Genomic DNA, 22763 nt, shown 5'->3' with positions numbered 1-22763 from the left:
TCGACGCCTTCACCTCCGAGGAATGTGCCAACTACCTCAAAAATTCAGGCTATCGAACTTAATGCCATCACGCTTTAGGGCCGCGCTTTCGATTCAAATTCGTGCCGATGTAACGGCTGGATGACGGCGTGTGCCCACAGCCGCCACGAACTTTACGCCGTTGCCTCCGCCGGCGCCCTGCGCTTCACCCGCTTGATGGTGCCGGAGAAGGTGAACAGCGGCCGCTCCGCCGATGTCAGCATGCCCCGCACGAAGATCAGCGACATGCCGGCGCGGGTGACCTCGCCGGTGCACTCGATCAGGTCGCCCTCGCGGGCGGCGTCGAGGAATTCCGAGGCGAACGAGACCGTGACGCCGGGGCCCTGGAGCACCGAGCCGGCGAGCGCGAACAGGCAGTAATCGGCGAAGGTCATGAAGCAGCCGCCATGGACGTTGCCGGAGCCGTTGAGGTGCTTCTTGCCGACCCGGAACGCGCAGGTGATGCGGCCGTTCTCGTCCATGCGGTGGTAAAACGGGCCGGTATGGGTCTCGAAATTGTCCCGGGTCCAGGTTCGCCAGCCGGCGAATTCGCCCTCGGTTTCGACGTGCAGGTCGGGGCGGCGGTTGAATGCGGTTTTGGCGAGCTCGTTCACGAAATATGGCCTTCAATTATCGGGTTCGGGTCCTTAAATCCGATCCATCCCCATTGTGCAAATCCCGGGACCAAATCCCGGGGCGCGGCCAGCTGCCGCAAAGCTCTGGACAGGCCGGAAATGGGCCCTAAAAGGCCTTTTCGCCCCCGTTCTATCTACCTATTAAGGGTCCCATGAACGTGCCCAAGAACGACGCCAAGAACGAGCCCCAAATCACCCCCGAACTCGTCGCCGCCCACGGGCTGAAGCCGGACGAGTACGAGCGCATCCTGAAGCTGATCGGGCGAGTTCCGACCTTCACCGAGCTCGGCATCTTCTCGGCGATGTGGAACGAGCATTGCTCGTACAAGTCGTCGCGCATCCATCTGCGCGGGCTGCCGACCAAGGCTCCCTGGGTGATCCAGGGCCCCGGCGAGAATGCCGGCGTGATCGACATCGGCGACGGGCAGGCCGTGGTCTTCAAGATGGAGAGCCACAACCACCCGAGCTACATCGAGCCCTACCAGGGCGCGACCACCGGCGTCGGCGGCATCCTGCGCGACGTCTTCACCATGGGCGCGCGCCCGATCGCCTGCCTGAACGCGCTGAGCTTCGGTGCGCCCGAGCACCCCAAGACCCGGCATCTGGTGTCCGGCGTGGTCGCGGGTGTCGGCGGCTACGGCAATTCCTTCGGCGTGCCGACGGTCGGCGGCCAGGTTCGTTTCCACACCCGCTACGACGGCAACATCCTGGTCAACGCGATGGCGGTCGGCCTCGCCGACGCCGACAAGATCTTCTACGCGGCGGCCTCCGGCGTGAACATGCCGATCGTCTATCTCGGCTCCAAGACCGGCCGCGACGGCATTCATGGCGCCTCGATGGCCTCGGCCGAATTCGACGACGCCTCCGAGGAGAAGCGCCCGACCGTGCAGGTCGGCGATCCCTTCGCCGAGAAGCTCTTGCTGGAAGCCTGCCTCGAGATCATGGAAAAAGGTTGCGTGATCGCGATCCAGGACATGGGCGCGGCGGGCCTGACCTGCTCGGCGGTCGAGATGGGCGCCAAGGGCGATCTCGGTGTCGAGCTCGACCTCAGCGCGGTGCCGACCCGCGAGACCGGCATGAGCGCCTACGAGATGATGCTCTCGGAGAGCCAGGAGCGCATGCTCATGGTGCTCAAGCCTGAGAAGGAGCAAGAGGCCGAGGCGATCTTCCGCAAATGGGGGCTCGATTTCGCCATCGTCGGCTACACCACGCCGACCAAGCGTTTCGTCGTCAAGCATGGTGGCGACGTGATGGCCGACCTGCCGATCAAGGAGCTCGGCGACGAGGCGCCGGTCTATGACCGTCCGCACGTCGCCTCGAATGCGCTGCCGGTGATCCGAGGGCAGGACGTCAAGCCGCCGGTCGGCATCGCGGACGCGCTGGAAAAGCTGATCGGCACGCCCGAGCTGTGCTCGAAGCGCTGGGTGTGGGAGCAGTACGACCACGTCATCCTCGGCAATACCATGCAGCGCCCCGGCGGCGATGCCGCGGTGGTTCGCGTCGAGGACGGGCCGAAGGGCCTTGCGCTGACCGTCGACGTCACGCCGCGTTATTGCGAGGCCGATCCGTTCGAGGGCGGCAAGCAGGCGGTCGCCGAAGCCTGGCGCAACATCACGGCGGTCGGCGGCCGGCCGCTCGCGATCACCGACAATCTCAACTTCGGCAATCCTGAACGGCCCGAGATCATGGGCCAGTTCGTCGGCTGCCTGAAGGGCATTTCGGAGGCCTGCCGCACGCTGGATTTCCCGGTCGTGTCCGGCAACGTCTCGCTCTACAACGAGACCAACGGCCGCGGCATCCTGCCGACGCCCTCGATCGGCGGCGTCGGCCTGCTCGACGACTTCACCAAGTCCGCGACCCTGGCATTCAAGGCGGCCGGCGAGGCGATCCTCTTGGTTGGCGACACCCAGGGCTGGCTCGGCCAGTCGGTCTATCTGCGCGACGTCTGCGGCCGCGAGGAGGGTGCTCCGCCGCCGGTCGATCTCGCTGCCGAGAAGCGCAATGGCGACGTGGTGCGCGGCATGATTCACGCCGGCACCGCGACCGCGGTGCACGACGTCTCCGACGGCGGTCTTTTGATCGCGCTCGCCGAAATGGCGATTGCAAGCGGCATCGGCGCGCAGCTCCTGGCCGCGCCGTCCTCGATCGTGCCGCATGCCTATTGGTACGGCGAGGATCAGGCCCGCTACATCGTCACCGTGCCGGCCGCCGACGCAGGCCTCGTGCTGGCCAAGATGAAGGGTGCCGGGGTGCCCTGCGCGCGCATCGGTACCACCGGCGGAGATGCGATCGCCGTCGCCGGCGAGGCGCCGGTATCGATCGAGAGCCTGTCGCGCGCCTTCGAGCACTGGTTGCCGAACTACATGCGCGGCGCTGCCGCCTGATTCGAGCGAATCGGGCGCCGCGGCGCATAGCAAAGATCTCAATGGCGCGATGAACCCATCATCGCGCTATTTCTTTTGTTGAAGCCGAATTGGGAGCGGGCTCCACTGCACCTCGCCCCGCGTGCGGGGAGCGCAGCGCCGTCGCCATTCAACCTATCTCACCACGCGCTAAGTCGCGCCGCGGACCGCGCGCCAGGCAAAGATGATGATGCAGGCGCCGATGAAGCCGGCGACGAGATAGCTGAGCCAGCCTCCGCCGAGCGACACGCCGAGCAGACCCAACAGCCAGTTCGCCAGCGCGGCGCCGACAATGCCGAGGATGATATTCATGAAGATGCCGGTTCCGGACTTCATGAACATCTCGGCGAGCCAGCCCGCCAGTCCGCCGACGATGATGGCGGCGATCCATCCAACTTGTGGGTCGTTCATCTCAGGACTCCCTAGGTCAAGCAGTCCGGCCAGCATACCTGAGAATCACCTGGCGGGATGTGACCAAAGGCAGGTTGTGCGCAACTTGTCGGCCGCGAAAAACGCCGTCAGCCCCGCAGCTTGCGCCGCGCCCGGCGTTCGGCCGCGGTGATCAGGATGCGCGGGCCCGGCCCCTGGGCGCCGAGCTTGTCGTCGCAATTGCGCAGCGGGCAATCGGTCACCGACAGGCAGCCGCAGCCGATACAGTTGAACAGCTTGTCGCGGAGGTCGGTGAGATCGCTGATGCGCTGCTCCAGCGTCTCGGTCCAAGCCCGCATCGCGCGCTCCCATTCGCGCACGGTCGGCGCGCGATCGAGCGGTATCGCGGCGAAGGTCTGCCTGATCTCTTCCAGCGGGATTCCGGCGCGCTGCGCGATCCTGATCACCGCGATCCGCCGCAGCACGCCGCGCATGTAGCGGCGCTGGTTGCCGCCGGTGCGCCGGCTCGCGATCAGCCCCTTGCTCTCGTAGAAGTGAAGGGTGGAGACGGCAAGCCCGCTGCGCCGCGCCACTTCGCCGACTGAAAGCTCCTGCGCAAGCGTCATTGACCAAGCAATCCCGAATCAGAGGTCCTGCATTGGAAATCTTGCGTTAGAAGTCTTGCAAGCTGCCAGCCTTGACCTCAACCATACTTGAGGTTCTATACCAGTTGCGGGCTTGCAGGGGCAAGCTTCCGGCCGACACGCCGGGGTTCGTTCTTGGAAGCGATATGCCGTCCGCATCATTGTCGTCGCGCCGCTGGCTCGGGCTTCGTGCCAAGCCGTTCGGCATCACCGTTCTGTTGCTCGTCTGTGCCGCGGCCGGCTTGTTTGCCTGGCGCGCAGGCGGATCCAGCGCCTCGGCCAAGGCCACCGCCGAAGCGCCGCCGACGCCGGTGGCGGCGATGGTGGTGCGGACCGAAACCTTGCCGCGGTCGATCGAGGCGATCGGCTCGCTGCAGGCGGTGCGGCAGGTGATTCTGGCGCCGGAGGTTGCCGGCCGCGTCACCGCGATCAATCTCGATGCCGGCACCGATGTCGCCGAGGGCGCGCCGCTGGTGCAGCTCTATGACGCGCCGCTGCGCGCCGCGCGCGCGGTCGCGGTCTCCAAGGGACGCTTTGCGCAGCTGCAGGAGAAGCGTTCGCAGGGCCTCGCGCCGTCCGGCTTCGTGACTCAGGAAACGCTGCAGCAGCGGCAGGAAGATCTGAAGCAGGCCGACGCCTCGCTCGACCAGCTCGACGCGCAAATCGCGCAGATGACGATCCGCGCGCCGTTCGCGGGCCAGATCGGTCTGCGCAAGGTCAATCTCGGCCAATATGTCAATGCCGGCGATGCGCTCGCGACGCTGACCGCGCTCGAGCAGCTCTATGCCAATTTCACCGTTCCGCAGCAGCGCCTGTCAAATCTGAAGGTGGGAGGCGCGGTGACGATCCGTACCGACGCTTTCCCCGATCGGGTGTTCGAGGCAAAGATCAACGCCATCGAGCCGCAGGTCGCCGAGGACACCCGCAATGTCCTCGTGCAAGCCCTGTTTTCCAATCCCGACCGGCTGCTGCGGCCGGGCCTCTTCGTGATGGTGAACGTCGTGCTGCCGCCGCAGCCGGACGCCATCGTGGTGCCGGTCACCGCGATCCAGACCAGCGCATCCGGCGAGAGCGTGCTGGTCGTGCGCGACAACAAGGCGGTCGGCGTCGCCGTGAAGACCGGGCAACGGATCGGCGAGCGTGTCGTGGTGGAGCAGGGGCTTTCGCCCGGCGATCACATCGTCACCGCGGGCCAGCTCCGCGTCATGCCCGGCGCGGCCGTCCAGACGACCATGGCGGAGACGCCGGAGAAGGGACGCTAGCTTCGCGAGCAGCGCCCGAGGAATCATCATGCATTTCACCGACATCTTCATCCGCCGGCCGATTCTGGCCACGGTCGTCAGCCTGCTGATCCTGTTGATCGGCACCGCGGCGATGGTCTCGCTGCCGGTGCGGCAATATCCCAGCATGGAGAGCGCGACGATCCAGGTCGACGTGTCGTTTCCCGGCGCGACCCAGGACGTCATGCAGGGCTTCGTGACGTCTGTCATCGCGCAATCGATCGCAACCGCCAACGGCATCGAGTACATGACCTCGAACTCGACGCTCGGCCTCAGCCAGATCAAGGCCAAGCTGGTGCTCAACGCCAATGCCGACCGCGCCATGACCGAGGTGCTCGCCAAGGTACAGCAGGTCAAGTACCGGATGCCGGCCGGCGTGTTCGACCCTGTCATCACCAAGATCACCGACGGCGCGTCCGCGGTACAGTACATCGCCTTCACCAGCGCCTCGCTGACGCCGGCGCAGATCACCGACTTCGCGACCCGCGTGGCGCAGCCGCTGCTCACCTCGGTGCCCGGCGTCGCGTCGGCCGACACCTCGGGCGGATCGTCGCTGGCGATGCGGGTGTGGATCGATCCGTTCAAGCTCGCGGCGCGCGGGCTGACCGCGGCTGATATCTCCGCCGCGCTGCGGTCCAACAACGTGCAGGCGGCGCCGGGGCGGCTGCGCGGCGAGATGACCGTCACCAACATCACCGCGGCGACCGATCTGCGCAATCTCGACGATTTCCGCAAGATGGTGATCAAGACCAGCGCCGGCGGCGGGGGCCTGGTGCGGCTCGGCGACGTCGCGACGCTCGAGATCGGCGGCGAGAACTACGATTCCAATGCGCGCGACAGCGGCAGGCCCACGGTCTATATCGCGGTGCAGCCGACGCCCGACGGCAACCCCTTGGAGATCGTCGCCGCCACCGCCAAGGTGATCGAGGACCTCAACCGCGTGGCACCGCCCGGTTTGAAGGTCGCCGACGTCTTCAACATCGTGCACTTCGTCAAGGCCTCGATATCGGAGGTGCAGCATTCGCTGGCCGAGGCGATCGCGATCGTGGTGGTGGTGATCCTGCTGTTCCTGGGCTCGTTCCGCTCCGTGCTGATCCCCGTGGTCACCGTGCCGCTGTCGCTGGTCGGCACCGCCGCGATGATGCTGGCGCTCGGCTTCTCGATCAATCTGCTGACCCTGCTCGCGATGGTGCTGGCGATCGGGCTCGTGGTCGACGACGCCATCGTGGTGGTGGAAAACATCCATCGCCACATCGAGGAAGGGCGGAGCCCCGGCGACGCGGCCCTGATCGGCGCGCGCGAGATCATCGGCCCCGTGATCGCGATGACGATCACGCTCGCCGCGGTCTATGCGCCGATCGGACTGATGGGTGGCCTGACCGGCAGCCTGTTCCGCGAATTCGCCTTCACGCTGGCGGGCTCGGTGGTGGTCTCGGGCGTCATCGCCCTGACGTTGTCGCCGATGATGAGCGCGCAGCTGCTCGGCGAAGCGACCTCGCACGGCCGGTTTGCCCGTTTCGTCGAGCATCAGTTCTCAAGGCTGTCGCGCGGCTACGGCCGGCTGCTGGCCGCGACGCTCAAGATGCGCGCCGCAGTGCTGCTGGTGGCATTCAGCGTGCTGGCGGCGATCGTGGTGCTGTTCCTCGGCAGCCAGCGCGAGCTCGCGCCCTCCGAGGACCAGGGCTATGTGTTCACCGTGCTCCGCGCGCCGCAATATGCCAGCGTGGATTACACCACGCGCTCTTCCGACCAGATCGAGCGGCTGTTTCGCTCGTTTCCCGAATACCACGCGAGTTGGTTTATCAACGGCACCGACGGGCAGAACCATGCCTTCGGCGGCATCACCCTGACCGATTGGGACAAGCGCAATCGCTCGGCCAACGACATCCAGAACCAGCTCTACGGCATGTCCTACGGCGTGCTCGGCGCCAGCGTGACGCCGTTCCAGCCGGCGGCGCTGCCGGCGGCGACCGGCGGCCTGCCGTTCCAGATGGTGGTGCGCTCGGCCGGCGATTTCGCCACCATCTATCAGGAGGTCGAGACGCTGAAGCAGGCCGCATGGAAGAGCGGGCTGTTCGCCTTCGTCGACAGCGATCTCGCCTTCGACAGCCCGACGGCGCGGATCACCATCGATCACGCCAAGGCGGCCGAGGCCGGGGTCAGCATGCAGACCATCGCCGATACGCTCGCGGTGCTGGTCGGCGAGAACTATGTCAACCGCTTCAATTTCTTCGAACGCTCCTACGAGGTGATCCCGCAGGTGCGCCAGGCTGACCGGGTCACGCCGGAAGGGCTCGGAAACTTCAACGTACGCTCGAGCTCGGGGCAGATGTTCCCGCTGTCGACGGTGATCAAGGTCAACGTCAAGCCGGAGCCGAACCGGCTGCCGCAGTTCAACCAGATGAACGCGGCGACGATCTCGGCGGTGCTCAAGCCCGGCGTGACCATGGGGCAGGCGGTGTCGTTCATGCAGGCGCAGAAGCTGTCGCCGGGCATGACGGTCGACTGGCTGTCGGACAGCCGGCAATATGTCCAGGAGGGCAATCGCCTGATTGTGACCTTCGGCATGGCGCTGATCGTGATCTTCCTGGTGCTGGCGGCGCAGTTCGAAAGCTTCCGCGATCCGCTGGTGATCATGGTGACGGTGCCGCTCGCGGTCTGCGGCGCGCTGCTGCCGCTGTATTTCGGCTTCACCACGCTGAACATCTATACCCAGATCGGCCTCGTCACCCTGATCGGGCTGATCTCCAAGCACGGCATCCTGATGGTGAGCTTCGCCAACGAGATCCAGCATCATGAAGGGCTCGACCGGGTCGCTGCGATCCAGAAGGCGGCCGCGGTGCGGATGCGGCCGGTGCTGATGACGACAGCCGCGATGGTCGCGGGCCTCGCGCCGCTGCTCTATGCCGACGGCGCCGGCGCGGCGAGCCGCTTCGCCATCGGCATCGTGGTGGTGATGGGCATGCTGATCGGCACGCTGTTCACGCTGTTCGTGCTGCCGACCTTCTACATCCTGATCGCCCGCGACCATCGCGCGGCGGCCGCCCCGCGGCTGGAAAGCGTGACGGCGAGGGGCGAGATCGCGGCGTGATTAGAGCACGTATCTCGAGCCGGGAATCTTGCGCAGCACGGCCGTGACCGCCCAGCTCAGCGCCACGGTGGCGAAGAACGCGATCGCGGCCTTGGCGAACGCCGGCAGCTCCATATCGAACAGCCAGTATTGCAGCCACAGAACGATCGGATAGTGCACCAGGAACATGCCGTAGGCGTCGCCCTGCATGCGGTCGAGCAGCGTCGGGCCCGACGATTTCGATTGCAGGAAGTAGGCCAGGATCGCGAACAGGATCGAGGCGCTGAACAGCACGTAGAAGCTGCCGTAGATCCCGAGATACCAGCCGGGCAGCGGATCGGGGTTACCGATGATCATACGCTTGATGTAGATCATCACCCACATCAAACAGTAGGGGATCAGCGTGATGCCGGTCCAGAACCAGCGCCGCTCGGTCAGCCGTCCGTGCGCGCTGAGCACGCCACCCTCGAGGTTCGCCGCCCCGATTCCCGCGCCGATGAAGAAGTAGGACGCATACAGCAGCACGCGGCTCGCCTGCACCGAAAACGGTCCGAACTCGAACCAGTAGTTCTGGCCGTAATGAATCAGCATCGGCAGGTAGGCTGCGGCACTGACGATGACGAGGAACAGCCAGAACTTCGAGGGACGTTGAAATCCCTTGATCGACAGACGGTTGATCGGATCGAGCAGACGCGACGACACCCGGTACAGAATGCTCGCCGTCAGGTCGAAGGCCATCAAGACATAGACGAACCAGATCGGACCGCTCGGCCATGGTCCGACCGTCATGGTTTTCCACCAGAATTCGGAGAAGCTCAGCCCCGGCGTCTGACGCAGCGCGATCGCGTAATAGGCGAGCGGAATCACGCTGACCGCGCAGACCACGAACGGCAGGCCGAGCCGCAGCAGCCGGTCGCGCAGGAAGATCAGCCATGGCTTGTTGCCGAGCCCCGGCCAGACGAACAGCCCCGACAGGAAAAAGAACATCGCCATGAAGAAGCTGTCGGTGGCGAGCACCACGCAGTCGAAGCCGATCCACGATGTCGGGTCGGTGTGCCCGAAATAGGTGTAGGGGATCACCGCGTGGTGCAGCAGCACGACCAGGGTCAGGAAGGTACGCGCGCGGTCCAGCGCGACGTTGCGCTTGTGGAGCTTCGGTGCTGCCTGGATGTCGACGGCCGGAGCCGCGTGAGCAATCGATTTCATGGTGCCACCAGCCGGGTCTGCACTCTGATGTTGCAATCGGGAACCCGATTCAGCAAGGCCCAATCGGCCGGATCGGGGAGTATCGAGGTCGGTCATCTCGGCGAATCTGTTTCGTTTTTGGAACTGCGGTCGGGTGCGGGCGTTCTCGTCCGAACTGGGGACGCGCGCGGTTATCCGGGGTGAACAATGACAATTTTGAAATGGGCGCTGATCTTCCTTGTCGTGTCGATCATCGCGGGCTTGCTCGGCTTCACCGGCATTTCCGCCGCCTCCGCCGACATCGCGCGCTTTCTGTTCTACGTGTTCGTCGTGATCTTCCTGGTGCTCCTGATCCTCGGGCTCACGATATTCCGGGTATAGCTGGGATCGGGGCCGAGCGCTCCCGACGTCATGCCCGGGCCTCGCCCGGGCATTGCCGTTTTGCAGGCTGGGTCAGCGCGCGACGAAAGGCCGGGCGAGACCCGGCGCTTGCGGCAGGCGACGATTCCCCTAGGCGACCTCCTCGATCTTCACCTTGTCCGGATAGAAGGCGAGGTGGCCGGCGATCTCGGTCATGGCCGGGAAGGGCTCCTCATAGGTCCAGATCGCGTTGTCCAGCGTCTTGCCGTTGGCCTTGATGCTGAAGTAGCTCGCGTCCCCCTTGTACGGGCAATGCGTGGTCCGCTCGGTGCGGGTCAACAGCTCCATGTTGGCGTCCTGCCGGGGGACGTATTGCACGGCCGGATAGCTCGCTTCCTTCAAGGTCAGCGCATGGGTGGTCTCGGCGATCACGACGCCGTCGGCGGTGACGCGGACGCGCTTGGCATTGGGCGTGATGGTGATCGGATGGTCGGGGCCGGGGAGCTTCATGATTCTGCGCCTCTTCTGGTCATTTTGGCGTGATGGCTTGTGACCGATTGATGCAGGTTTAAATCGCTGGGAATGGGAATATAGTGTGCCCGGGATGACCTAGAAGACCCCAAGGGCTAGGTTTTATCCTTAGGTTTATCTGGCCGAGCGGCCTGATTCGAACGACCTGACGGAGGTGGACTGGGATGCCGATGGACGCCCGTGATATCGAATCGATGATCAAGGCAGCGATTCCCGATGCCGAGGTGACGATCCGCGATCTGGCCGGCGACGGCGACCACTACGCGGCCACTGTTATTTCCGAGTCCTTCCGCGGCAAGTCCCGCGTCCAGCAGCACCAGATCGTCTACCAGTCGCTGAGGGGCCAGATGGGCGGCGTGCTGCACGCGCTGGCCCTGCAAACCGGCGTGCCGGAAGGCTAGGGCCCCGGCGGCCAGCGGGCGGGGGCCTCGAGCGATGGCAGACAATCCGCGCGGCGCGATGTTTCGTGTCATCGTGCCGAACCAGCACAGCCGCGTCACCAATGCCGAGCTGTTCTTCGACCTCGTCTTCGTCTTCGCCGTCACGCAGCTGTCGCACACGCTGCTGCACCACTTCACCCCGCTTGGGGCGGTGCAGGTCACGCTGCTGTTCCTCGCGGTATGGTGGGTGTGGGTCTACACCACCTGGGTCACCAACTGGCTCAATCCCGACCTGACGCCGGTCCGCCTGCTGCTGTTCGTGCTGATGCTGGGCGGGCTATTGCTGTCGACCTCCATACCGACCGCCTTCGAGGGCCGCGGGCTGTGGTTCGCCGGGACCTATGCGGCAATGCAGGTCGGCCGCACCGCGTTCTGGCTGCTGGCGACGCCGCGGCGCCGGACGGCGGTGCGCTACAACGCCATCCGCATCCTGACCTGGCTATCCTGCTCGGCCGTGCTGTGGATTCTCGGCGGCTTCGCCGAGCACGAGACGCGGATGTGGCTCTGGATCGCGGCGCTGACCATCGAATATATCGCGCCGGCCGTGCGGTTCTGGACCCCGGGGCTCGGCTTCTCCTCGATCGAGGCGTGGTCGGTCGAGGGCGGCCACATGGCCGAACGCTGCGCCGGCTTCATCATCATTGCGCTCGGCGAGGCCATCGTGGTCGACGGCGCGACCTTTGCCGAGCTGACCTGGACGCCGGAGAACATGGCGGCGTTCATCTCGGCGCTGGTCGGCAGCATCGCGATGTGGTGGATCTATTTCCACAAGGGCGCCGAGGCCGGCTCGGACATGATCTCCAAGTCCGAGGAATCCGGCCGCGTGGCGCGGATCGCCTATACCTATCTGCACATGCCGATCGTCGGCGGCATCATCCTCACCGCGGTCGCCGACGAACTGGTGCTGAAGCACCCGTCCGGCCATTCCGACCTGAACACGATCGTCAGCTCGATCGGCGGGCCCATGCTGTTCCTGGTCGGGACCATCCTGTTCAAATATGTGATCCGCAACTTCCTGCAGCTGTCGCACGGCGTCGGCATCGTCGCGCTGGCGATCACGGCCTATTTCGCACGCGAGATGTCGCCGCTGGTGCTCTCGATCGTCACCACCGCGATCATGATCGTGGTCGCGGCGTGGGAGTCGATCTCGCTGCGGTCGACGGGGGAAGAGGAATAGCGGCCGCCGCTACTTGCGGCCGGCCGTAGCCACGCGGTGCTGCCAATAGACGAACAGCGGTGCGCCGATCACTTCGAGCGCGGTGAAGCCCACGAAGGGCAGCGGCGGCAAGCCGACCATCACCATCGACAGCAGCCTGCCGATGCCGCCGAGGAAGATGCCGCCCCAGACCACCCGAAACAGCACGCCCTCGCTCTCGATGCGCGGCACCAGCCAGAGCAGCGCGAGCCCGAGACCGAACCAGACCCCGCCGAAGAAGCGCAGATTGCTGTCGAGCACCGGCAGCGCCGGAACGCCCGAGGAGGCGTAGAGCGGATCGCTGACGCCGAGCATGGTGATGATGCCGGTCAGGATCGGGACCAGGGCGAGCAACGCCGTCGCGATCTGCAGCGGACGCCTGCCCATGATTTGCCCCGTCCCCTTGATTTGGGTGCTAGTCCGCGACCAGCGCGTGCACCGAGAACATCGTGTTGGCGTCGGTCCAGCTCTCGCGCACCGTCCAGCCCCCGCTGCGGGCGAGCGCGGTGAAACGCTCGAGCGAGTATTTGTAGCTGTTCTCGGTATGAATGCTCTCGCCCGGACGGAACGCAAATGTCTTGCCGAGGATGCGCACGGTCTGCGCCTTGCGGCTGATCAGGTGCATCTCGATGCGATGGCGGTCGCGGTTGTAGATCGAGCGGTGCGTGAAGCCCGACAGGTCGAAATTGCCGCCGAGCTCGCGGTTGATGCGAACCAGCACATTGAGGTTGAACCGCGCGGTGACGCCGGCCGCGTCGTTATAGGCGTCGTACAGCACGCGCTCGTCCTTCTCGAGGTCGACGCCGATGATCATCTGCGCGCCGTGGCCGAGGATCTGGCGTGCGCTGCGCAGGAAGGCCAAGGCCTCACTCGGCTCGAAATTGCCCAGCGTCGAGCCGGGGAAGAAGCCGACCTTCGGCATCGCGGCGACGGCCTCGGGCAGCGTGAACGGCGTGGTGAAATCGGCCGCGACCGGATAGATGCCAAGACCGGGGAAATCCTTCCGCAACCCGTCGGCCTGCGCTTTGAGGAAATCGCCCGAGATATCGACCGGCACATAGGCTGCGAATTCGCAATGCTCGAGCAGCAGGCGCACCTTGGTGGTCGCGCCGGCGCCGAACTCGACCAGCGCCGCGCCGTCAGGGATGATCGCGGCGATCTCGTCGCCGCGGTCGCGCAGGATGCCAAGCTCAGTGCGCGTCGGATAATATTCCGGCAGCACCGTGATCTGCTCGAACAGCTCGGAGCCGGTGGCGTCGTAGAAATATTTCGGCGACAGCCGCTTCGGGTGACGGGCGAGATTGCCGATCACGTCGCCGGCGAACGCCGAAGTCGCTTCGTCGAACGGATACGCTTTGGCCAAAGCGGCGGCATGCACATTCATGATACTCTCCCGAACGCGCTTACCGGCGCGCCATTGATGTCGACAGTGCTTGATCAGGCATAGTCGGCGAGGCGTAACCCCGTGAATTGCCAGCGATGGTGCGGATAGAAGAAGTTGCGGTAGGTGACACGGCTGTGACCTGCGGGCGTCGCCAGCGACGAGCCGCGCAGCACGAGCTGGTTGACCATGAACTTGCCGTTGTACTCACCGAGCGCGCCTTCGATCGCGCGGTAGCCCGGATAGGGCGAATAGGCGCTGCGGGTCCATTGCCAGACGATGCCGTAGGCGTCGTTGAGCAGGCCGGCGCGCGCGGCGACCTCCCATTCCATCTCGGTCGGCAGGTGCTTGCCGGCCCATCGGGCGAAGGCGTCGGCCTCGTAATAGCTGACGTGGCAAACCGGCGCTGACGGATCGATCGGCTGCAGGCCGCCGAGCGTCATGATCTTCCATTCGCCGTCGATCTCGCGCCAATGGCCGGGTGCCTGCCAGCCCTCGTTGCTCACGGTGCCAAAGCCATCCATCAGCCACAGCGTGGCCGTGGAATAGCCGCCGTCCTTCATAAAGGCGAGCCAGTCGGCATTGGTGACGAGATGCTTCGCGAGCTTGACCGGGCCGACCAAAGCCCGATGCGCGGGCTTCTCATTGTCGAAATGGAAGCTGTCGTCGGCGTGGCCGACGGTGTGGATGCCTTCGTTGAGCGTCACCCATTCCTCAGGCCCGTGATGCGCCGCCGGGAAGCGCCACGCCGGATCGTAGGCCGGCGGGATCGGGTTCTGCGCGAAGGCATGCAGGATGTCGGTGTACATCAGCTCCTGATGCTGCTGCTCGTGATTGAGGCCGACCTCGACCAGCGGCACCAGCGCCTCGAGCTTGTCGGCTCCGGCAGTCTGGAAGAATTTCACCACCTCGGCGTCGACATGGCGGCGGTAGGCGGTGACCTCGTCGGCTGTCGGGCGCGTCAGATGGCCACGCTGGTGGCGGGCGTGCCGCGGACCGGCGCTGACGTAATAGGAATTGAAAAGATAGGCGTAGTCCGGATGGAATGGCGTGTAGCCCTCGACGTGCTCGCCGAGCAGAAACTGCTCGAAGAACCAGGTGGTATGGGCGCGGTGCCATTTGACGGGGCTCGCATCCGGCATCGACTGGATCAGCTGGTCTTCGGGCGACAGCGGCGCGGCCCGGCGCTCGGTCTCGTCGCGGACGGCGCGATAGGCGTCCACGAGCCGCTCGGCGAGCGGCCCGGATTCGGAGGACAGTGACGGGGAGGCGGCGGGAAGGGCGGCCGCGGCAGAGGCTGGTTTCGTCACAGGGGTCTCCGATTCAAGGGAGAGAACGTTGCTTCGGCAAACTGGTTCCCGACGGACAGTTCGTCCTAGATAGGGGCTCCGTTACGGGAAAAAAGCCTCCCTCCGCGATGATATTGGGGCCGTCAGATAATCCCGGCCCCTTTCGGGCGCCCGCAGCGCCCAGCGCATGCCAGATTTCCGCCATTTTGCTTTGGATGCACAATGGTTTGAGCTACATATATAGTCAGTCACGGGTTAGAAGGGCGGGCCGGCCCGTCAAGGCCTGAGAGCGCCGCCCCCGAAGGAAGCGAAAATGAGCATCGAGCAATTCATCGACAACGAAGTGAAGTCGAACGACGTCGTGCTGTTCATGAAGGGCACGCCGCAATTCCCGCAGTGCGGGTTTTCCGGTCAGGTCGTGCAGATCCTCGACCACATCGGCGTCGGCTACAAAGGCCTCAACGTTCTCGAGTCCGCCGAACTGCGCAACGGCATCAAGGTCTATTCGAACTGGCCGACGATTCCGCAGCTCTATGTGAAGGGCGAGTTCGTCGGCGGTTGCGACATCATCCGCGAGATGTTCCAGGCCGGCGAATTGCAGCAGCTGTTTGCCGACAAGGGCATCCCGGTCGACGTGGCTGCCTGACCTTGACGGCGCGCCAGATCGGCAAGGCGCGGCTCGAAGTCATCGTTACCGACATCACGACCCTGCGCGTTGACGCCATCGTCAACGCGGCCAATTCACCGCTGCTCGGTGGCGGCGGCGTCGACGGCGCGATCCATCGTGCCGCGGGCCCCGAGCTGCTCGCCGAGTGCCGCACCCTGCACGGCTGCAAGACCGGCGACGCCAAGATCACCAAAGGCTATCGGCTCCCGGCCAAGCACGTGATCCACGCCGTCGGCCCGATCTGGCACGGCGGCACCCAGAACGAGGATGCGCTGCTCGCATCCTGCTATCGCCGCGGCATTGAGCTGTGCCACGCCAATCAGCTTGGCTCCATTGCATTTCCCGCGATCTCGACCGGCGTCTATCACTTCCCGCCGGACCGCGCCGCCGGCATTGCGGTCAAGGCCGTCGTCGATGCCCTGGTCGCCGCACCCGGCCTCACGCAGGTGATCTTCTGCTGCTTCTCGCCCCAAAGCGGTCAGCTTCATCAGGAGGTCCTGGAGGCCTTTGGCAGCCCTTGTGCCTGATGATACCGCCGCTACACTTCCCCGTGATTTCCGGGGAGGGATAGTTCAAATGCATTCATTTCGTTTGACGTGCGCCGCCGCAGCCGCCGCCGCGGTGGTGCTGGCGGCGCCGGCGTACCCGCACACCGAGGGCACCTACGAGATTCCGGCGGGTGCGCATTTCAATCCCGCCAAGCTCGCCAAGATCAGCGAGTTCTTCAAGAACGAGGTCGCGACCGGAAAGATTCCGGGCGCTATCGTCCTGATCCAGCAGCACGGCAAGCCGGTGTATCACGAGGCCTTCGGCGTGCAGGACGTGGTCAGCAAGGTGCCGATCACGGACAAGACCATCTTCCGCCTGGCCTCGATGTCCAAGTCGATCACCGCCGTGGTGTCGATGCAGTTGCTGCAGGAAGGGAAATACAAGCTCGACGATCCCGTCTGGAAATACATCCCGTCCTTTGCCAACGTGAAGGTCGGCGTCGAGAAGAAGGCCGAGGACGGCACCAAGACGCTGGAGCTGGTGCCGCCAAAGCGGCCGATCACGATCCTCGATCTGATGACGCATACGTCGGGAATCACCTACGGCTTCTATGGCGACAGCCTGGTCCGCAAGGCCTACAAGGAAGCCAATATCTACGGCGGAGACTTCGATCTCGCCGAATTCGCCGAGCGGATCGCCAAGCTGCCGCTGCACAACCAGCCCGGCGCGCTCTGGCAATACGGCCATTCCACCGACATTCTGGCGCGCGTGATGGAGCTGACCACCGGCGAGAAGCTCTCGACGATCGAGCGCGAAAGGCTGCTCGACCCGCTCGGCATGAAGGACACCGGCTTCTTCGTCACCGATCCCGAGAAGCAGAAGCTGATGGCCGAACCGATGCCGAACGACAGCGACTTCCGGGTCGGCCGGGTCAACGATCCGACCAAGGTCAAGAAATGGGAGTCCGCCAGCGGCGGCATGGTCTCGACCATGGCGGATTATTCGCGCTTCGCGCAGATGCTGCTCAATGGAGGCACCCTCGACGGCAAGACCATCCTGAAGCCCGAAACGTTCAAGGAGCTGACGACCGACCGTGTCGGCCCGGGCTCAGGCGTCGAGCGCGACTTTTTCTACTTCCCCGGCGACGGCTTCGGCTTCGGGCTTGGGATCGCGGTGCGCACCGATCCGGGCACCGCGAAGCCGCCGCCGCCCGGCGATCTCGGCGAGCTGAAATGGGACGGCGCCAGCGGCTGCTATTATGTCATCGACCGCAAGCAGGACTTCTTCTTCGTCCTGCTGGAGCAGACGCCGACCGAGCGTCAGCGCATCCAGCGGACGCTGAAGCAGCTCGTCTATGAAGCCATGGAAAACTAGCGTTTTCGAGCGAAGTGGATACCGGTTCGCGTGAAGCAACGCGTTGAAAAGAAGGGAATGACGGCATGATCCGATTCAGGCGGATCGGCTCATGCGCTTGCATGCGTGGGGGCCGCGCGTTCGTCGCGTCACTCGCGTTCGCGTTGGTCGCAACGGTTGCGAAGGCCGGCTCCGCGGGGCCGGCCGCGCACAGCTTCTCGGCGGAAGGCCTCGCCAAGGTCTCCGACTATGTCCGGAACGAGGTCGCGACCGGAAAGATCCCGGGCGCGATCCTGCTGCTGCAACAGCATGGCAAGCCGGTCTACTACGAGAAGTTCGGGGTTCGCGACGTCGCCACCGAGTTCTCGATGAGCGCGGATACCATCTTCCGCCTCTATTCGATGTCGAAGCCGATCACCACGGTCATCGCGATGATGCTGGTCGAGGAAGGCAAGCTCGCCCTCGGCGATCCAGTGTCGAAATATATCCCGGCCTTTGCCGACATGAAGGTCGGGGTGGAAAAGCGCGGCGATGAGGGCAAGATGGCGATGACGCTGGAGCCGCTCAAGCGCCCCATCACCATCGAAGACCTGATGCGCCACACCGCCGGCCTGCCTTACGGCTATTACGGCGGTGGTGTCGTGAACAAGACCTACGCCGATGCCGGCCTGTTCGACAACGATCCCGACAATGCCGAATTCGTGGCGCGGCTTGCGGCATTGCCGCTCGCCGAACAACCCGGCGCGCAATGGGACTACGGCCATTCCACCGACGTGCTCGGCCGCATCATCGAGGTGATCACGGGGAAATCGCTGTTTCAGGTCGAGAAGGAGCGGCTGCTCGGCCCGCTCGGGATGAACGAGACCGCGTTCTATGTCGCCGACCGGGCGAAATGGCCGCTGATCGCCGAGCCGATGCCGAAGGATCGCACCATCAGTCCGGTCGCCGACGTCCGCAATCCGCGCAAGCCGCTGCGATGGGAATCCGGCGGCGGCGGCATGGTCGGCACCATCGGCGACTATGCGCGCTTCTCGCAGATGCTGCTGAATGGCGGCAGCTATGAGGGCAGGCGCTATCTGAAGCCGGAGAGCATCGCGCTGATGGCGAGGGACCATATCGGTCCGGAGACCGGCGTCGTGCGCGACCAGAACTACTATCCCGGTCCGAACTCCGGCTTCGGCCTCGGCTTCGCGGTCCGCACCTCGGTGCCGGCGAACACAGACTGGCCGCTGGGGGAGTATCGCTGGGACGGTGTCGGCGGCACCTTCTTCTTCATCGATCCCGCGGACGATCTGTTCGGCATCTTCATGGTGCAGACGCCGTCGCAGCGCGGCCGGATCCAGCAGGAGCTGAAGACGCTGATCTACCAGGCGATGGGACGCTAAACGTGGCGCGCGGAGGCGGTCATGGAGGCGACGACATTCACTCTCCGCAAGCTCTTCCTGGTGGCCGTCACATCCGCCGCCATGACTGCGTGCCGGCCTGTTCTGGCCGAAGAACCTCGCCGCCTCGGTGATGCCGACGTCATGCAGCGGATCGACCATGTCTTGAACGGCCTGAGGACGGCGATTGTCGTCGACGGCGATGCGCCGATGACGCTTGCCGATCGCATGAACGAGCTGCACGTTCCCGGTGTCAGCGTCGCGGTGATTCATGGCGGCGCCATCGAATGGGCGCGCGGCTTTGGCTCAGCCGCCGTCGGCGGTCCGCCCGTGGTGCCGGAAACGCTGTTTCAGGCGGCCTCGATCAGCAAGCCGGTGACCGCCATCGCCGCTCTGGCGCTGGCCCAGCCCGGCAAGCTCGATCTCGATGCGGACGTCAACGCTGCGCTCAAGAGCTGGAAGATTCCGGACTATCCGTATCCCCAATCCCGGGTGACAGTTCGGCGGTTGCTGAGCCATACGGCCGGGACGAACGTGCCCTACTATCCGGGCTATCAGGCCGGCCAGCCGGTCCCCTCTCTTCGCCAGATTCTCGATGGCGCGCCGCCTGCGAACAGCGCGCCTGTCCGGGTCGAGCACGAACCCGGCAAGCAGGATCAATATTCCGGCAGCGGCTACACGATCGTTCAGCAACTGCTCGTCGACGTGACGGGGCGGCCGTTTCCTGCGCTGCTCGACGATGTCGTCCTCAAGCCCTTCGGGATGACGCATTCCAGCTTCGCGCAGCCATTGCCTGCGGATCGTTTGAAGATGGCCGCCACACCGTACCGGTCAGACGGCGCGCCGGTGACTGGCGGCCCGCACGTCTATCCCGAACTGGCCGCCGCGGGATTATGGACGACGCCGACCGATCTCGCCCGTCTCTTGCTCGGCGTGCTGGATTCGTTAGCCGGTCGGAGCAATCCCGTTCTGTCGCAATCGATGACGGCCGAGATGCTCACGCCGGTTCTCGGCAGTGCCGACGGACTACCCCCTGGGATCGGACGACGCGGGCTGGGCTGGCTGGTTCGCGGCTCGGCGCCGAACCGGCAATTCTGGCACAACGGCGTGAACGAGGGCTTCATCGATACCATGGTCATTTTCGAGAACGGCGATGGCGCCGTTGTCATGACCAACGGCTGGGGCGGTCGGATCCTCGTCGACGAAATCCTGCGCGGCATCGCGGCCGAGTACGGCTGGCCGGATCGCCAGGCCAAGGTCGGGAAGTTCATCGCAGTGAGCCCGCAGACGCTGGACCGTCTGGTCGGGACCTATCGGTTCTCGCCGGAATTTTCGATCCACGTCACAAGGGTCGGCAATCGCCTGTTCAGCGAGGCGACAGGGCAGGAGCGGCGCGAAATCTTCGCCACCAGCGATCACGAGTTCTTTTTCAAGATCGTCGATGCCGCGCTGTCATTCGACACGGACGGCCAGAACGCGGCAATGCAAGTGACCCTTCACCAGGAAGGAACGGACCACGTCGGAAAGCGGCTGCCGTAGTTTGGCAGCCCGGATTTCGTAGCGCTCCATCCGGGCTAGGGGAGTTACGCCGCGCGCACGATGTCCCTGACGTGTCCGACCGCTTCCTCGATCATCGCTGCCGTGACGTCGAGATGCGTGCAGGCCCTGATCCGGCCGTCCATCATCGCCAGTGTCACGCCGCGCTTGCGCAGCTCGGCGACCATCTTGTCGCCGGATACCCCGGCGCCGTCGGGCTTGAAGAACACGAGGTTGGTCTCCGGCGCCTGTACCGCGATGCCGTTGATCTGAGACAGGCCGCGCGCCAGCGCCCGCGCATTGGCGTGGTCGTCGGCGAGGCGGTCGACATGGTGATCGAGCGCATGGATGCAGGCCGCGGCGCAGACGCCGGACTGCCGCATCGAGCCGCCGAGCCGCTGCTTCCAGCGCCAGACATCGTCGATGAAGGCGAGGGTGCCGGCGATCACGCCGCCGATCGGCGCGCCGAGGCCCTTGGAGAAATCGATCCAGGCGGAATCCCAGCCCGCCGTCATGTCGCGCGGCGAGATACCGGACGCGACGGTCGCATTGAGCAGCCGCGCGCCGTCCATGTGGGTGACAAGACCGTGGGCCTTGGCGATGCGCACGACCTCGTCGAGCGCCGCCTTCTTCCAGATCGTGCCGCCGCCGATATTGGCGGTCTGCTCGACGCTGACGAGCACCTGCGGCGGCTGGTAGCGGGTGCGCGGATGCAGCGCGGCCTGGAAGGTGTCCGGCGTGAACTGGCCGTCATCGCCCGGCAGCTGCGTGATCTGGAAACCGCCGAGCGCGGCATGGGCGCCGCCCTCGCGCGCAATGATATGCGCGGTCGCATGCGCCAAAATCTCGTCGCCGGGACGGCAATAGGCCAGCGTCGCCGCAACGTTGCACATGGTGCCCGACGGCATGAACACGGCGGCTTCCTTGCCGAGCAGATCGGCGACGCGGGCGCAGAGCTCGTTGGTGGTCGGATCGTCCCCGACCTGCTCGTCGCCGACCTCCGCCTTCGCCATCGCCTCGCGCATCGCCGGCGTCGGCCTGGTCTGCGTATCGGACAGAAGGTTGATGCGAACGGGCGGGGCCTTGGGATCGGGCCGGGCAGGGGTGTAGTGCATGGCTTTCCTCATCGCTCCGCACTGAGGGCGGATTCGCTGCTGAAACGCGATGAGATAAGATGGATCGTCATCGCGCCCTGGCTTCTTGTTTGAGCATGATCGTATCCGGAAAACCGCTTCGCGCTTTTCCGGATCATGCTTTAGCGTATAGGCCTCCGGGCGGCGTGACGAAACCGCATAATGATGATCTCGGTGGGCGTCACGTGATAGTCGATCAGGTAGGGATACGGTGTCGCCGAGAGCCGGCGGACGCCTGGGCGGCTTGTCGGGCGCCCCCGCACGCGGCTGCTCTTGCAGCAGCGTGACAAGTGCCAAGATGCGGTCGCGCACATGGACCGTGCCCTGGGGCGATCGTGTTTCGATATAGGAAAGTGCCCGATCAATCTGAACAACAGCGCGTCGCGTGTAACGGACGTTCACAGCCCGTGCTTTGCCCACATCGCACGGACTTCCTCGGGCGTTGCCAGCTCGCCGCGTGCAATCTCGGCGTCGGCTTCAGCCAGATCGGCGTCTTCTTCCGGCGTGAGCTGGAGCGGTGGTTGGTCGACTCCGGCAAGCTGCAGCATGATGCGCGCGAGCACGTCCTGCTCTGTGTCAGGCAAGCTTGAAACTGTCTCGAAGGCCTGTTCGAGTAACCGGGTCATCGGCAAGAAACCTCAACGGCAACCATCTCCAAGTCCCGGATATAATAGTCGTCTTGTCGGCAAACAAAAAGGCCCCGGCAAAACCGGGGCCTTTCGGATCTCGCAATGCTGAAGTGATCAGCGCGAATAGAATTCGACGATCAGATGCGGCTCCATCTGCACCGGGAACGGCACGTCCGAGAGGCCGGGGGTGCGCGCGAACTTCGCGGTCATCTTGGAGTGATCGACCTCGATGAAGTCGGGCACGTCGCGCTCGGGGAGCTGGGCCGCTTCCAGCACCGGGGTCAGCTGCTTGGAGGATTCCTTGACCTCGATGAGGTCGCCGACCTTCAGCTTGTAGCTGCCGATGTTGACCTTGCGGCCGTTCACCTTGATGTGGCCGTGGTTGATGAACTGGCGCGCGGCGAACATCGTGGAGACGAACTTGGAGCGATAGACCACGGTGTCGAGACGGCGCTCCAGGAGGCCGATCAGGTTCTCGCCGGTGTCGCCCTTCAGGCGGCTGGCTTCGACATAGATGCCGTGGAACTGGCGCTCGGAAATGTTGGCGTAGTAGCCCTTGAGCTTCTGCTTGGCGCGGAGCTGCACGCCGAAGTCGGAGAGCTTGCCCTTGCGGCGCTGGCCGTGCTGACCGGGGCCGTATTCGCGGCGGTTCACGGGGCTCTTGGGGCGGCCCCAGATATTCTGGCCCATGCGGCGATCGATCTTGTACTTCGCCTCACTGCGCTTTGTCATCGCGTCCTCTTTTGCATAGCCGTCGCTACCCAGCGGCCGGCGT

The 22763-nt window shown here is 64.9% G+C and carries 22 protein-coding genes; 11 read left to right on the top strand and 11 right to left on the bottom strand.

The window, feature by feature from the left end; translation table 11 throughout:
• Positions 1 to 152 precede the first annotated feature (152 nt).
• Entirely contained in the window at positions 153 to 632 is a 480-nt protein-coding gene (locus tag PMN64_RS05835; protein WP_028339884.1) for a PaaI family thioesterase, read from the bottom strand.
• A gap of 173 nt (positions 633 to 805) precedes the next feature.
• Between PMN64_RS05835 and purL the strand changes: the two genes are divergently transcribed.
• Positions 806 to 3037: a phosphoribosylformylglycinamidine synthase subunit PurL gene (gene purL / locus PMN64_RS05830; RefSeq protein WP_411780012.1), complete on the top strand. Its 2232-nt coding sequence runs from the start codon at positions 806 to 808 to the stop codon at positions 3035 to 3037.
• A 168-nt stretch (positions 3038 to 3205) separates the two neighbouring features.
• Here the strand turns inward: purL and PMN64_RS05825 are convergent, their stop codons facing one another.
• The gene (locus PMN64_RS05825; protein WP_016843463.1) at positions 3206 to 3466 is read right to left on the bottom strand and encodes a GlsB/YeaQ/YmgE family stress response membrane protein; all 261 of its coding nucleotides are present in this window, start codon (positions 3464 to 3466) and stop codon (positions 3206 to 3208) included.
• 107 nt (positions 3467 to 3573) lie between these two features.
• On the bottom strand, positions 3574 to 4050 hold the full coding sequence (soxR, locus tag PMN64_RS05820) for a redox-sensitive transcriptional activator SoxR (protein WP_411780011.1): 477 nt from the start codon (positions 4048 to 4050) through the stop codon (positions 3574 to 3576).
• Positions 4051 to 4214: 164 nt separating this feature from the next.
• Here soxR and PMN64_RS05815 point away from each other — a divergent pair, with 164 nt between their 5' ends.
• On the top strand, positions 4215 to 5330 hold the full coding sequence (locus PMN64_RS05815; protein WP_411780010.1) for an efflux RND transporter periplasmic adaptor subunit: 1116 nt from the start codon (positions 4215 to 4217) through the stop codon (positions 5328 to 5330).
• Positions 5331 to 5358: 28 nt separating this feature from the next.
• Entirely contained in the window at positions 5359 to 8439 is a 3081-nt protein-coding gene (locus PMN64_RS05810) for an efflux RND transporter permease subunit (protein WP_411780009.1), read from the top strand.
• On the opposite strand, the gene PMN64_RS05805 is transcribed toward PMN64_RS05810, so the two are convergent.
• On the bottom strand, positions 8440 to 9624 hold the full coding sequence (locus tag PMN64_RS05805; RefSeq protein ID WP_411780008.1) for an acyltransferase family protein: 1185 nt from the start codon (positions 9622 to 9624) through the stop codon (positions 8440 to 8442). It abuts the gene before it with no gap.
• A 186-nt stretch (positions 9625 to 9810) separates the two neighbouring features.
• Here PMN64_RS05805 and PMN64_RS05800 point away from each other — a divergent pair, with 186 nt between their 5' ends.
• On the top strand, positions 9811 to 9984 hold the full coding sequence (locus PMN64_RS05800) for a DUF1328 domain-containing protein (RefSeq protein ID WP_024582607.1): 174 nt from the start codon (positions 9811 to 9813) through the stop codon (positions 9982 to 9984).
• Positions 9985 to 10113: 129 nt separating this feature from the next.
• Here PMN64_RS05800 and PMN64_RS05795 read toward each other — a convergent pair whose 3' ends face one another.
• Positions 10114 to 10473 carry a DUF427 domain-containing protein gene (locus tag PMN64_RS05795; protein ID WP_016843469.1) on the bottom strand — a complete coding sequence of 120 codons (360 nt, stop codon included), beginning with the start codon at positions 10471 to 10473 and terminating at the stop codon, positions 10114 to 10116.
• A gap of 185 nt (positions 10474 to 10658) precedes the next feature.
• On the opposite strand from PMN64_RS05795, the gene PMN64_RS05790 reads away from it, so the two are divergent.
• Positions 10659 to 10895 (top strand): BolA family protein, encoded by a 237-nt coding sequence (locus PMN64_RS05790; RefSeq protein WP_024518049.1) that lies wholly within the window; start codon positions 10659 to 10661, stop codon positions 10893 to 10895.
• Positions 10896 to 10929: 34 nt separating this feature from the next.
• Positions 10930 to 12111, top strand: coding sequence for a low temperature requirement protein A (locus tag PMN64_RS05785; protein ID WP_411780007.1), 1182 nt, complete (start codon positions 10930 to 10932; stop codon positions 12109 to 12111).
• A gap of 9 nt (positions 12112 to 12120) precedes the next feature.
• On the opposite strand, the gene PMN64_RS05780 is transcribed toward PMN64_RS05785, so the two are convergent.
• Genes PMN64_RS05780 through egtB form a run of 3 tightly spaced genes read right to left on the bottom strand, consistent with a single transcriptional unit; the run spans position 12121 to position 14820 of the window.
• Positions 12121 to 12516 (bottom strand): DUF4345 domain-containing protein, encoded by a 396-nt coding sequence (locus tag PMN64_RS05780; protein ID WP_411780006.1) that lies wholly within the window; start codon positions 12514 to 12516, stop codon positions 12121 to 12123.
• A gap of 28 nt (positions 12517 to 12544) precedes the next feature.
• Positions 12545 to 13513, bottom strand: a complete 969-nt coding sequence (gene egtD, locus PMN64_RS05775) for an L-histidine N(alpha)-methyltransferase (RefSeq protein ID WP_028339892.1) — start codon at positions 13511 to 13513, stop codon at positions 12545 to 12547.
• Positions 13514 to 13566: 53 nt separating this feature from the next.
• Positions 13567 to 14820: an ergothioneine biosynthesis protein EgtB gene (gene egtB, locus PMN64_RS05770; RefSeq protein WP_411780005.1), complete on the bottom strand. Its 1254-nt coding sequence runs from the start codon at positions 14818 to 14820 to the stop codon at positions 13567 to 13569.
• A 292-nt stretch (positions 14821 to 15112) separates the two neighbouring features.
• Here egtB and grxD point away from each other — a divergent pair, with 292 nt between their 5' ends.
• From grxD to PMN64_RS05745, 5 genes are all read left to right on the top strand, one after another.
• Positions 15113 to 15445, top strand: a complete 333-nt coding sequence (gene grxD, locus PMN64_RS05765; protein WP_016843475.1) for a Grx4 family monothiol glutaredoxin — start codon at positions 15113 to 15115, stop codon at positions 15443 to 15445.
• Positions 15442 to 15993, top strand: coding sequence for an O-acetyl-ADP-ribose deacetylase (locus PMN64_RS05760; protein WP_411780014.1), 552 nt, complete (start codon positions 15442 to 15444; stop codon positions 15991 to 15993). Before grxD ends, PMN64_RS05760 begins: the two co-directional genes overlap by 4 nt.
• Before the next feature lie 49 nt (positions 15994 to 16042).
• Positions 16043 to 17329 (top strand): serine hydrolase domain-containing protein, encoded by a 1287-nt coding sequence (locus PMN64_RS05755; protein WP_411780004.1) that lies wholly within the window; start codon positions 16043 to 16045, stop codon positions 17327 to 17329.
• A 101-nt stretch (positions 17330 to 17430) separates the two neighbouring features.
• A complete protein-coding gene (locus PMN64_RS05750) occupies positions 17431 to 18693 on the top strand; it encodes a serine hydrolase domain-containing protein (RefSeq protein WP_411780013.1) in 1263 nt (420 codons plus the stop codon).
• A gap of 21 nt (positions 18694 to 18714) precedes the next feature.
• A complete protein-coding gene (locus PMN64_RS05745; protein WP_411780003.1) occupies positions 18715 to 20229 on the top strand; it encodes a serine hydrolase in 1515 nt (504 codons plus the stop codon).
• Between the two features lie 44 nt (positions 20230 to 20273).
• Here the strand turns inward: PMN64_RS05745 and PMN64_RS05740 are convergent, their stop codons facing one another.
• The 3 genes from PMN64_RS05740 to rpsD form a co-directional block, all read right to left on the bottom strand.
• On the bottom strand, positions 20274 to 21341 hold the full coding sequence (locus PMN64_RS05740) for a threonine aldolase family protein (protein ID WP_411780002.1): 1068 nt from the start codon (positions 21339 to 21341) through the stop codon (positions 20274 to 20276).
• Positions 21342 to 21757: 416 nt separating this feature from the next.
• Positions 21758 to 21985, bottom strand: coding sequence for a hypothetical protein (locus PMN64_RS05735; protein WP_411780001.1), 228 nt, complete (start codon positions 21983 to 21985; stop codon positions 21758 to 21760).
• A gap of 117 nt (positions 21986 to 22102) precedes the next feature.
• Positions 22103 to 22720, bottom strand: coding sequence for a 30S ribosomal protein S4 (gene rpsD, locus PMN64_RS05730; RefSeq protein WP_016843156.1), 618 nt, complete (start codon positions 22718 to 22720; stop codon positions 22103 to 22105).
• Between the last annotated feature and the right edge of the window lie 43 nt (positions 22721 to 22763).

It is taken from the genome of Bradyrhizobium sp. UFLA01-814, assembly GCF_046718885.1.
Lineage (GTDB): Bacteria > Pseudomonadota > Alphaproteobacteria > Rhizobiales > Xanthobacteraceae > Bradyrhizobium > Bradyrhizobium elkanii.
Note: the sequence above shows the minus strand (reverse complement) of the source record. Positions and strands in the feature narration are given on the sequence as shown.

Excerpts from the sequence above, each read along its gene's own strand:
- purL (WP_411780012.1), top strand. The coding sequence starts at position 806 with ATGAACGTGCCCAAGAACGACGCCAAGAACGAGCCCCAAATCACCCCC.
- PMN64_RS05825 (WP_016843463.1), bottom strand. The coding sequence starts at position 3,466 with ATGAACGACCCACAAGTTGGATGGATCGCCGCCATCATCGTCGGCGGA.
- soxR (WP_411780011.1), bottom strand. The coding sequence starts at position 4,050 with ATGACGCTTGCGCAGGAGCTTTCAGTCGGCGAAGTGGCGCGGCGCAGC.
- PMN64_RS05815 (WP_411780010.1), top strand. The coding sequence starts at position 4,215 with ATGCCGTCCGCATCATTGTCGTCGCGCCGCTGGCTCGGGCTTCGTGCC.
- PMN64_RS05810 (WP_411780009.1), top strand. The coding sequence starts at position 5,359 with ATGCATTTCACCGACATCTTCATCCGCCGGCCGATTCTGGCCACGGTC.
- PMN64_RS05805 (WP_411780008.1), bottom strand. The coding sequence starts at position 9,624 with ATGAAATCGATTGCTCACGCGGCTCCGGCCGTCGACATCCAGGCAGCA.
- PMN64_RS05800 (WP_024582607.1), top strand. The coding sequence starts at position 9,811 with ATGACAATTTTGAAATGGGCGCTGATCTTCCTTGTCGTGTCGATCATC.
- PMN64_RS05795 (WP_016843469.1), bottom strand. The coding sequence starts at position 10,473 with ATGAAGCTCCCCGGCCCCGACCATCCGATCACCATCACGCCCAATGCC.
- PMN64_RS05790 (WP_024518049.1), top strand. The coding sequence starts at position 10,659 with ATGCCGATGGACGCCCGTGATATCGAATCGATGATCAAGGCAGCGATT.
- PMN64_RS05785 (WP_411780007.1), top strand. The coding sequence starts at position 10,930 with ATGGCAGACAATCCGCGCGGCGCGATGTTTCGTGTCATCGTGCCGAAC.
- PMN64_RS05780 (WP_411780006.1), bottom strand. The coding sequence starts at position 12,516 with ATGGGCAGGCGTCCGCTGCAGATCGCGACGGCGTTGCTCGCCCTGGTC.
- egtD (WP_028339892.1), bottom strand. The coding sequence starts at position 13,513 with ATGAATGTGCATGCCGCCGCTTTGGCCAAAGCGTATCCGTTCGACGAA.
- grxD (WP_016843475.1), top strand. The coding sequence starts at position 15,113 with ATGAGCATCGAGCAATTCATCGACAACGAAGTGAAGTCGAACGACGTC.
- PMN64_RS05755 (WP_411780004.1), top strand. The coding sequence starts at position 16,043 with ATGCATTCATTTCGTTTGACGTGCGCCGCCGCAGCCGCCGCCGCGGTG.
- PMN64_RS05750 (WP_411780013.1), top strand. The coding sequence starts at position 17,431 with ATGCGTGGGGGCCGCGCGTTCGTCGCGTCACTCGCGTTCGCGTTGGTC.
- PMN64_RS05745 (WP_411780003.1), top strand. The coding sequence starts at position 18,715 with ATGGAGGCGACGACATTCACTCTCCGCAAGCTCTTCCTGGTGGCCGTC.
- PMN64_RS05740 (WP_411780002.1), bottom strand. The coding sequence starts at position 21,341 with ATGCACTACACCCCTGCCCGGCCCGATCCCAAGGCCCCGCCCGTTCGC.
- PMN64_RS05735 (WP_411780001.1), bottom strand. The coding sequence starts at position 21,985 with ATGACCCGGTTACTCGAACAGGCCTTCGAGACAGTTTCAAGCTTGCCT.
- rpsD (WP_016843156.1), bottom strand. The coding sequence starts at position 22,720 with ATGACAAAGCGCAGTGAGGCGAAGTACAAGATCGATCGCCGCATGGGC.